This is a genomic window from Xinfangfangia pollutisoli, from assembly GCF_020179405.1.
Taxonomy (GTDB): domain Bacteria; phylum Pseudomonadota; class Alphaproteobacteria; order Rhodobacterales; family Rhodobacteraceae; genus Pseudogemmobacter; species Pseudogemmobacter pollutisoli.
Genome location: NZ_JAICBZ010000054.1, coordinates 20,532 through 28,203 on the forward strand (window position 1 = coordinate 20,532; position 7,672 = coordinate 28,203).

Here is a 7,672-nt window from a genome sequence, read left to right on the forward strand (position 1 = left end):
GGGCGGTCCTTTCACAGGCGCTGTTTCAGCCAGGCGACGAATTCGGCCACCGGGGCGCGGCGCTCGCCCTCGGGGATGACGGTCCAATAGGTGACTTCGGGCAGATCCCAGCCCGGCAGCACCTGCAGCGCGCCCGAGGCGATGCTTTCGCGCATGATGACCTCGGTTGCGAAAAGAACCCCCATGCCGCGCAGGCAGGCCGACATGGCCAGCATGGCGTTTTCCAGATGCACGGCGTTCAGCCGGGCCGGATCCAGCCCGCGCCCGGCCAGCCAGGCGGCTTCCAGCGGGTCGTCCTTGCTGAGGATCCAGGGCAGGCGGGCCGGGTCGGGGCTGCGGGCGATCAACTCGGGCGTGCCGACCAGCACCATGCCGCAGCGAAACAGCAGCTCGGCCTCGGTGCCGGGCCAGGGCGGTGTGCCGGCGCGGATCGCCAGGTCAAAGCCTTCGCGCGCCAGATCGGCCGGGCGCGAGTCGGGCACCAGCGAGACCGGGATGTCGGGGTGATCGGCCCAGAAGCCCGACAGGATCGGCAGAAGCACGCTTTGCGCGAAGCCGGGCGTCGTGGTGATGCGCAGGCCGCGGTTGCGATCGGCGCGGCGGGCGCGCTCCAGCGCCTCGGCCATGCCGGCAAAGCCCGCATTCAGCGCCGCGGCCAGCCTTTCGCCGGCATCGGTCAGGCGCAGCCGGCGCGCCGCCTCGGCCACCAGACGCACGCCCAGATGCCGTTCCAGCGCGCGGACCTGCTGGGCCACGGCGGGATGGGTGACATTCAGAACCCGGGCCGCTGCGGAAAAGCTGCCCAGCCGGGCGGCGGCTTCGAAGGCGCGCAGGCTGGGCAGGGGCGGCAGGGCACGCCAGTCAAACGGGTTCATGTGAAAGCCTGGCTTTCAGATTGGAAAAAGGCCTGTGCGGAAGGATGCGGCAAAACGCGCTAAAACGCCAGTATTCCATCACATGGGGGGAGGCAAAAATGTTTCAGGTTCCGAACACCGATCTTCTGGCCGCCCTGGCGCGGGTGCCGGCCGAAGGCTCGGCCGCGGCGCGGGGGGCGGCGCATCGGCGCTGCATGGAAGCGGCCCGCCGGAAGGACCGGCGGGCCGCATGGGCAGGGCTTTGGGGCAGGCTTCTGGCCTACATGCCCAGGAAGGCGGGGAAGGCCAGCGAGATCCAGGGTACATAGGTGACCAGCACCAGGAAGATCAGCATGGTCAGCAGCCAGGGCCAGACCGCCACGGTCAGCTCGGTGATGCCCATCTTGGTGATGCCCGAGGCGACATAGAGGTTCAGGCCCACGGGCGGATGGCACATGCCGACCTCCATGTTGACCACGATCATGATCCCGAAATGCACCGGGTCGATGCCAAGGCGCACGGCGACCGGGAACAGGATCGGCGCCATGATCAGCACGATCGACGACGGCTCCATGAAATTGCCGGCGGCCAGCAGGACGATGTTCACGATGATCAGGAACACCCACCAGCTGAGGCCCGCATTCACCATCCATTCGCCCAGCGCCTGGGGAATGTTCTCATGCGCCAGCAGGAAGCTGAACAGCACCGCGTTGGTGATGATGTACAGAAGCATCGCCGACATGTTGGCCGAGGACAGCAGCACCTTCGGCACATCGCGCAGCTTCATGTCCTTGTAGACGAAGACCGCGACGACAAAGGCATAGACGGCCGACATGGCGGCAGCTTCGGTGGGGGTGAAGATGCCGGTATAGATCCCGCCGATGACGACGACGATCAGCATCAGCCCCCAGACGGCTTCGCGGAAGGCGGCCCAGCGGGCGCGGAACGGCGCTTTCGTCAGGCGCGGATAGTCGAACTTGCGGGCGCGGTACCAGGTGGTGAAGCCCAGGAACCCCGCCAGCATCAGCCCCGGAATGACGCCGGCCATGAACAATTCGCCGACCGAGGCGGAATCGACCTGCTTGCCATCGGGCCCGGTGGCGATCATCCCCGAGGTGGCGACCGAATACATCACCATCACGATGGACGGCGGGATCAGGATGCCCAAGGCTCCGCTGGTGGTGATGACGCCGGCGCCGAACTGCTTCGGGAAGCCCTGCGCCACCATGGCGGGCAGGATGACCGAGCCGATGGCAACGACGGTTGCGGGCGAAGACCCGGACACGGCCGCGAACAGCGCGCAGGCGATGACGCCCGCCAGGCCCAGGCCGCCATGCCAATGGCCGACCATCGAGGTGGCGAAATTGATCATCCGCCGCGCCACGCCGCCATGGGTCAGGAAATTGCCGGCCAGGATGAAGAACGGGATCGCCATGATCTCGAACTTCTCGATCCCGGTGAACAACTTCAGCGCCACCGTGTCGATCGGCACTTCGGTCATGGTGAACAGGAAGGTCAGAACCGTCAGGCCAAGCGAGATCGAAATCGGCATGCCGGTCAGCATGAGGGCCACGAGAAGCCCGAAGATGATGAGCGCGCTCATGTTACTTGTCCTTCCGGTCTTCGGTCAGGTCGCGGGGCGTCAGGTCGGAATGCAGCATCGCCTCGCCCAGTTCCTCGACGCCGTCTTCCAGCCCGTCGACATGGCCGTGATCGTGATGCGGCAGCTCGCCGGTTTTCGCGAAGGCGAAGGCCACTTGCAGGAAGCGGAAACACATCAGCGAAGAGCCCAAGGGGATCGCCAGGTAGATGATCCAGGACGGCACGCCCAGATCGGGCGAGGTGGCGCTGCCCTGGGCCATGTCATGCACGAATTTCCCGCCCAGCACCGCGATCGTGCCGGTGAAGAAGGCGCCCGAGGCCAGGCCGAACAGGATGAAGGCGCGGCGCTTGCCGGCCTCGAGCCGGTTGATCACCACGTCGATGCCGACATGAATGCCGGTGCGCACGCCATAGGCCGCGCCGAACTTGGCCATCCAGACGAACAGCACGATGGTCAGTTCCTGCGCCCAGACCAGATTGACGGTCTTCAGGCCGAAATAGGCGGATCTGGCGGCGGCCGAGAGGCCGTCCATCCCGTGCGAACGGAAGAAGGCGACGCCATCGGCAAACAGGCCGAGCGTGTAGCGATGGGCGACCGAGGCAAAGATGATCAGTGTCGCCAGCGCGATCAGCGTGGCGATCAGGATCTCTTCAAGCCGGTCGAGAAGGCGCAGCATGGCACACCTCGGGGCTGAATGAAGGGAAAGGCGGGGCGGCGCGGGGCCGCCCCAAGGCAGGCGCGGCTTAGCTGCCGCTGCCGGTCGCGGCCTTGACGGCCGCGATGGTTTCGGCGCCGATCCGGCTGGCCATTTCGTCATGCACCGGGGTCAGCGCTTCGACCCAAAGCGCCTTTTCCTCGGGCGTCAGCTCGTGGAACTCGGTCTTGCCGGCATCCTTCATCGCCTGCAGGGCCTTGTCGTTTTCTTCCTTGGCGATGCCATTGGCATAATCGGTCGCCTCGGTCATGGCCTGTTCCAGCCCGGCGCGGACTTCGGGGTCCAGCCCGTCCCAGAACTTCTTGTTCACGATCACCGCATAGCCCAGATAGCCATGGTTCGAGATCGTGGCGTGTTTCTGCACTTCGTGCATCTTCTGGGTGAACATGTTCGAGGGCGGGTTCTCGGTGCCGTCGACAACGCCGGTCTGCAGCGCCTGATAGACTTCCGAGAAGGCCATGACCTGCGGCACGGCGCCCAGCGCGTTCATCTCGGCTTCCAGCACCTTGGACGACTGGATGCGCATCTTCAGCCCCAGGAAGTCGTCGGGCGTGTTCAGGGGCGAATTGGCCGACATGATCTTGAAGCCATTGTCCCAATAGGCCAGCCCGGTGATGCCCTTGTCTTCCAGCTTGGCGAACAGCGCTTTGCCGACCTCGCCCTGGGTCACCTTGTGCAGTGCCTCATAGCCGTCGAAGATATAGGGCAGGTCGAAGACTTCGAATTCCTGCGCGCCCAGGGGGCCGAATTTCGCCAGCGAGGGCGCCAGCATCTGAACGGCGCCCAGTTGCAGCGCCTCAAGCTCTTCCTTGTCCTTGTACAGCTGGCTGTTCGGATAGACCTGCACATCCACCGCGCCATTGGTGTATTTCTCGGCCAGTTCCTCGAACTTGGCCGCGCCCTTGCCCTTGGGCGTGTCGGGCGCGACGACATGGCTGAACTTGATCACGATCGGTTCGGCCAGCGCCGGCAGGGCGGTGGTCAGGAACAGGGCGGCGGCGCCAAGCGCGCCAAGGCTGCGGCGGGTGAGCATGTCTTCCTCCTCTGGGATTCGCCCGGCCTCTCCTCGGACCGGACGATGTGGCGCTTTCTTGCCACCGGGGCCGCGGCGCCGCTATTGTGGGTTTCCGCAATCGGCCTTGGGGGAGAGGCGTGCAGAGATCAGAACCGCAGGTTTCGGCAGACCCCTGGGCCGCCGCCGAGGGCGGGCGGCCCGGCCGGCTGGATCTGTTGTCGCTGATCCCGCTGGCGGCGATCGTGCTTCTGGTGGCGCTGGTTGCAAGCCTGGTCTGGGCGGTGACCCGGTCCGAGGCCGATCAGCGCCGCACCAAGCTGGCCACCGATGCGCTGTGGGTGGAACAGACGCTGCGCTTTCAGCTGGGCGTCGATGAAGACATGCTGGTGCGTCTGGCGCTGGATGCGGCCAGCGGCACGCCGGAAGAGGTGCTGGAGGCGCGGGCCCGGCTGCATGTGGCCAACAATCCCGAGGTCCTGTCGGTGATCTGGCACGATGCCCAGGGCCGGCCGCGGGGCGCCGTGCCGGGCCTGAGCGCGCCCTCGGATGCCGATCTGGTGGCGCGGCTGCAACGCTCGGGCGCGGTCTCGGCCCGGCCGGTCTATGGCGCGGTGCAGGAGGGGCGGGTGACCATGGCGGTGCGCGCGGCCGAGGGCGGCGGCGTGGTGACCGAGACGATCTCGCTGCCCCTGATGTTCGAACGTCACATCCCCTGGTGGATTGCCGAGCAATACGGGGTGGAACTGGTCGATACCGGCGACCGGCAGTTGGCCGAACGCGCCCGGCGCGATGCCGAACCGGGCGGCGCGCCGCATCAGATCAGCTTCGATCCGCCCCTGTCGGGCACTTTCCTGCGCATCACCCCCTATCCCGAGGGGCGCGAGGGCGGCAGCCTGCTGCTTCTGGCCTCGATCGGCGCGCTGGCGGCCTTTGCGATCCTGGCGCTGGTCGCCCTGTACCGCAACACCGCGCGGCGCCGGCGGGCCGAGGTGCGGCTGCGCGGCGAGATGGCCTTTCGCCGCTCGATGGAGGAAAGCCTGACCGTGGGGCTGCGGGCCAAGGATCACGAGGGGCGGATCCTCTACGTCAATTCCGCCTTCTGCCGGCTGGTCGGCTGGCCGGAAGAGGCGCTGGTCGGGCAGGGGCCGCCCATGCCCTATTGGGCGCCCGACCGGCTGGAGGAAACCCTGGCGCGGCAGCGCGCGCTGGCGGCGGGCGGCGCGGTCGCCCAGGCCTTCGAGACGCGGTTTCGCCGCGCTGATGGCTCGGAAATCGAGGTGCAGGTCTATGAGGCGCCGCTGATCGACGCGCGCGGCGCGCATCGCGGCTGGATGGGATCGGTCATCGACATCACCGAAGCCAAGCGCGCCGCCCGGCTGGCGCGGGCGCAGGACGAGGCGGTGGCGCGGACGGGGCGGCTGGTGACGCTGGGCGAGATGGCCTCGACGCTGGCGCATGAGCTGAACCAGCCGCTGGCCGCGATTGCCAGCTATGCGGCAGGCGCGCGCAACCTGATCGAGCGGGGCGAGACCGCGGCGCTGGGCCCGGTGGTCGAGAAACTGTCGCTGCAGGCCGGCCGCGCCGGGCAGATCATCCGTCGGGTGCAGGATCTGGCGCGCAAGCGCGAGCCCAGCTTTACCCGGCTGGCCCTGGCCGAGGTGATCCAGGGCACGGCCGGCTTTCTGGCCGCCGATGCGCGCGAGCATCGGGTGCGGATCGCGCTGGATCTGGCCGCCGCGCCCGAGGTCGAGGCGGACCGGATCCTGATCGAGCAGGTACTGGTGAACCTGATCCGCAACGGGATCGAGGCGATGGGCCCGCGGCGCAGCGGCGACGAGATCGTGCTGCGGCTGCGTGGCGATGCGACGGGGGCGGTGATCGAGGTGCAGGATGCGGGCCAGGGGGTGGACCCGGCCATGGCCGAGCGGCTGTATGATGCCTTCGCCTCGTCCAAGGCGCAGGGGATGGGCATGGGGCTGAACATCTGCCGCTCGATCGTGGAACTGCATGGCGGGCGGCTGGAGTTTCGCCCGGCCGAAGGAGGCGGGACGGTGTTCTCGGTCAGCCTGCCCGCGGCCGGCGGGACAAGGATGGCGGCGGAGTGAGCGAATTTTCGTCGAAAATTCGCAGGCGGCGCGGCGGAGAGGGGGGCGGGAATGATCCATATCGTCGATGACGACGAGGGCGTGCGCGATGCGCTGGCCTTCCTTCTTGGCTCGCGCGGGATCGCGTCGCGAAGCTGGGCCTCGGGCGAGGCCTTTCTGGAAGCCCAGCCGGTCGAGGATTGCAGCTGCCTGATCCTGGATGTGCGCATGGCGGGCCTGTCGGGCCCCGAAGTCTTTGAACGGCTGCGCGACATGGGGTTCGGCGCGCCGGTGATCTTTCTGACCGGCCATGCAGATGTGCCGGTCGCGGTGCGCACGCTGAAGGCTGGCGCCTTCGACTTTCTGGAAAAACCCTTCAATGACAATCAGATCGTCGATCTGGCCTGTACCGCCATGGCGCGGCATGAAGCGGCGCGGGCCGAGGCGGCGGGACGCGCGGCGCTGGCCACAAGGCGGGCGGGCCTGTCCTCGCGCGAGGAAGAGGTGATGCGGCTGATGCTGCAGGGCATGCTGAACAAGCAGATCGCGGCCGAGCTGGGCATTGCGATGCGCACGGTCGAGGTGCATCGCGGCCGGGTTCTGGCCAAGCTGGGTGCGCGAAACGTCGCCGAATTGGCGCTGCTTCTGGCCGGGGGCGAACGCTCGCTGTGATCGGGGGGCCAGTGCCTGCGCCTGTGGCCGCGCCTGCGCCCGGGCAACGGCCGGCGGATTTTCCACACGCGTGATCTGAATCAAATCCGCCTCGGCGATGCGGGATTATCCTGTCGCGTCGAAAGGGCCGGCCCCGGCCCAGCGGAGGACTGCCATGCGTCTGACCATACGCGCCAATCTGGCGATGCGCATCCTGATGCAATGCGCGGTCAACACCCCCGAGGTGATCCGCGCCTCGGATGTGGCGCAGGCCTGCAATGCCTCGCTGAACCATGTGGCGCAGGTGGTCAGCCAGCTGGCGCTGGAGGGCTATCTGACCACCCAGCGCGGCCGCGGCGGCGGCATTTCTCTGGCTCGTCCGGCCGAGGAGGTGCGGGTGGGTACCGTGCTGCGGCTGATCGAATCCGATGTGCCCTTTGCCGAATGCATGTCGAAAGCCGCGAATACCTGCCCCCTGAGCGCGGCCTGCCGGCTGCGCGGGGCGCTGTGCCGCGGGCTTGACGCCTTCTACCGCGAGCTGGATCAGGTCACGCTGGCCGATCTGGTGCGCGACAATGATCCGCTTGCGGGCCTTCTGGGAACGGATCGGCTGGTCGCCTGACTGGCGGACCCCGGGCGCCTGCCGCCGTCCCGGCCGCGCGCCGCCAAAGCAGGGCTGCGAGGGATTGCGGCGACGTGACTGTGGCCAGGGCGGCGGCGCTGAACCGTACCGCCCGGACCGGCCGCCCC

Annotated in this window: 7 protein-coding genes; 3 read left to right on the top strand and 4 right to left on the bottom strand. The window is 67.8% G+C overall.

The genetic code is table 11. From position 1 onward, the window contains the following. Positions 1-11 precede the first annotated feature (11 nt). The 4 genes from K1Y73_RS14960 to K1Y73_RS14975 form a co-directional block, all read right to left on the bottom strand. A complete protein-coding gene (locus K1Y73_RS14960) occupies positions 12-875 on the bottom strand; it encodes a LysR substrate-binding domain-containing protein (protein WP_225029107.1) in 864 nt (287 codons plus the stop codon). A gap of 259 nt (positions 876-1,134) precedes the next feature. Beyond that, complete coding sequence (locus K1Y73_RS14965; RefSeq protein ID WP_225029108.1) at positions 1,135-2,457, bottom strand: TRAP transporter large permease; 1,323 nt, start codon at positions 2,455-2,457, stop codon at positions 1,135-1,137. Between the two features lies 1 nt (position 2,458). Then, complete coding sequence (locus tag K1Y73_RS14970; protein WP_225029109.1) at positions 2,459-3,133, bottom strand: TRAP transporter small permease; 675 nt, start codon at positions 3,131-3,133, stop codon at positions 2,459-2,461. A 67-nt stretch (positions 3,134-3,200) separates the two neighbouring features. Beyond that, on the bottom strand, positions 3,201-4,205 hold the full coding sequence (locus tag K1Y73_RS14975) for a TRAP transporter substrate-binding protein (protein ID WP_225029110.1): 1,005 nt from the start codon (positions 4,203-4,205) through the stop codon (positions 3,201-3,203). A 119-nt stretch (positions 4,206-4,324) separates the two neighbouring features. On the opposite strand from K1Y73_RS14975, the gene K1Y73_RS14980 reads away from it, so the two are divergent. The 3 genes from K1Y73_RS14980 to K1Y73_RS14990 all read left to right on the top strand — a co-directional run bounded on the left by K1Y73_RS14980 (position 4,325) and on the right by K1Y73_RS14990 (position 7,544). Next, on the top strand, positions 4,325-6,292 hold the full coding sequence (locus K1Y73_RS14980) for a PAS domain S-box protein (protein ID WP_225029111.1): 1,968 nt from the start codon (positions 4,325-4,327) through the stop codon (positions 6,290-6,292). 51 nt (positions 6,293-6,343) lie between these two features. Beyond that, a complete protein-coding gene (locus tag K1Y73_RS14985; protein WP_225029112.1) occupies positions 6,344-6,943 on the top strand; it encodes a response regulator transcription factor in 600 nt (199 codons plus the stop codon). 154 nt (positions 6,944-7,097) lie between these two features. Next, entirely contained in the window at positions 7,098-7,544 is a 447-nt protein-coding gene (locus K1Y73_RS14990; RefSeq protein WP_225029113.1) for an RrF2 family transcriptional regulator, read from the top strand. Positions 7,545-7,672 lie beyond the last annotated feature (128 nt).

Coding starts and splice junctions, on each gene's coding strand:
- K1Y73_RS14975 (WP_225029110.1), bottom strand. CDS start 4,205: ATGCTCACCCGCCGCAGCCTTGGCGCGCTTGGCGCCGCCGCCCTGTTC.
- K1Y73_RS14970 (WP_225029109.1), bottom strand. CDS start 3,133: ATGCTGCGCCTTCTCGACCGGCTTGAAGAGATCCTGATCGCCACGCTG.
- K1Y73_RS14990 (WP_225029113.1), top strand. CDS start 7,098: ATGCGTCTGACCATACGCGCCAATCTGGCGATGCGCATCCTGATGCAA.
- K1Y73_RS14960 (WP_225029107.1), bottom strand. CDS start 875: ATGAACCCGTTTGACTGGCGTGCCCTGCCGCCCCTGCCCAGCCTGCGC.
- K1Y73_RS14985 (WP_225029112.1), top strand. CDS start 6,344: ATGATCCATATCGTCGATGACGACGAGGGCGTGCGCGATGCGCTGGCC.
- K1Y73_RS14965 (WP_225029108.1), bottom strand. CDS start 2,457: ATGAGCGCGCTCATCATCTTCGGGCTTCTCGTGGCCCTCATGCTGACC.